This is a genomic window from Streptomyces sp. NPDC127106, assembly GCF_042677605.1.
GTDB lineage: Bacteria > Actinomycetota > Actinomycetes > Streptomycetales > Streptomycetaceae > Streptomyces.
Window position 1 is genome coordinate 1 of record NZ_JBHXTC010000129.1, and the last position, 1,989, is coordinate 1,989.

A 1,989-nucleotide genomic window follows, 5' to 3' on the forward strand; every position below is an offset into this window, starting at 1 on the left:
CTGTACGGAGTTACAAAAGAACGAGGTAGATGAAGAGGTCTGGAAAGGCCCGCCATAGGAGGTAACAGCCCTGTAGTCAAAACTTCGTTCTCTCCTGAGTGGATCCTGAGTACGGCGGAACACGTGAAATTCCGTCGGAATCCGGGAGGACCATCTCCCAAGGCTAAATACTCCCTAGTGACCGATAGTGAACCAGTACCGTGAGGGAAAGGTGAAAAGCACCCCGGAAGGGGAGTGAAAGAGATCCTGAAACCGTGTGCCTACAATTAGTCAGAGCCCGGTAACGGGTGATGGCGTGCCTTTTGTAGAATGAACCGGCGAGTTACGATCCCGTGCAAGGTTAAGCAGAAGATGCGGAGCCGCAGCGAAAGCGAGTCTGAATAGGGCGAATTGAGTACGTGGTCGTAGACCCGAAACCAGGTGATCTACCCATGTCCAGGGTGAAGTTCAGGTAACACTGAATGGAGGCCCGAACCCACGCACGTTGAAAAGTGCGGGGATGAGGTGTGGGTAGGGGTGAAATGCCAATCGAACCTGGAGATAGCTGGTTCTCTCCGAAATAGCTTTAGGGCTAGCCTCAAGGTAAGAGTCTTGGAGGTAGAGCACTGATTGGACTAGGGGCCCCTACCGGGTTACCGAATTCAGTCAAACTCCGAATGCCGATGACTTATCCTTGGGAGTCAGACTGCGAGTGATAAGATCCGTAGTCGAAAGGGAAACAGCCCAGACCGCCAGCTAAGGTCCCAAAGTATACGTTAAGTGGAAAAGGATGTGGAGTTGCTTAGACAACCAGGATGTTGGCTTAGAAGCAGCCATCATTTAAAGAGTGCGTAATAGCTCACTGGTCGAGTGACGCTGCGCCGAAAATGTATCGGGGCTAAACGATTCACCGAAGCTGTGGATTGACATCTATGATGTCAGTGGTAGGAGAGCGTTCTAAGTGCGTTGAAGTCAGACCGGAAGGACTGGTGGAGCGCTTAGAAGTGAGAATGCCGGTATGAGTAGCGAAAGAGGGGTGAGAATCCCCTCCACCGAATGCCTAAGGTTTCCTGAGGAAGGCTCGTCCGCTCAGGGTTAGTCGGGACCTAAGCCGAGGCCGAAAGGCGTAGGCGATGGACAACAGGTTGATATTCCTGTACCACCTCCTCACCATTTGAGCAATGGGGGGACGCAGGAGGATAGGGTAAGCGCGGTATTGGATATCCGCGTCCAAGCAGTTAGGCTGGGAAATAGGCAAATCCGTTTCCCATAAGGCTGAGCTGTGATGGCGAGCGAAATATAGTAGCGAAGTTCCTGATTCCACACTGCCAAGAAAAGCCTCTAGCGAGGTGAGAGGTGCCCGTACCGCAAACCGACACAGGTAGGCGAGGAGAGAATCCTAAGGTGATCGAGAGAACTCTCGTTAAGGAACTCGGCAAAATGCCCCCGTAACTTCGGGAGAAGGGGTGCTCTGTTAGGGTGCAAGCCCGAGAGAGCCGCAGTGAATAGGCCCAGGCGACTGTTTAGCAAAAACACAGGTCTCTGCGAAGCCGTAAGGCGAAGTATAGGGGCTGACGCCTGCCCGGTGCTGGAAGGTTAAGAGGAGCGCTTAGCGTAAGCGAAGGTGCGAATTGAAGCCCCAGTAAACGGCGGCCGTAACTATAACGGTCCTAAGGTAGCGAAATTCCTTGTCGGGTAAGTTCCGACCCGCTCGAAAGGCGCAACGATCTGGGCACTGTCTCAACGAGAGACTCGGTGAAATTATAGTACCTGTGAAGATGCAGGTTACCCGCGACAGGACGGAAAGACCCCGTGGAGCTTTACTGCAGCCTGATATTGAATGTTGGTACAGCTTGTACAGGATAGGTAGGAGCCTTGGAAACCGGAGCGCTAGCTACGGTGGAGGCATCGGTGGGAAACTACCCTGGCAGTATTGACCTTCTAACCCGCTGCCCTTATCGGGCAGGGAGACAGAGTCAGGTGGGCAGTTTGACTCGGGCGGTCGCCTCG

The 1,989-nt window shown here is 53.4% G+C and carries 1 rRNA gene; it reads left to right on the forward strand.

From position 1 onward, the window contains the following. Positions 1 to 1,989, forward strand: a 23S ribosomal RNA gene (locus ACFVGY_RS37755); the annotation flags it as partial.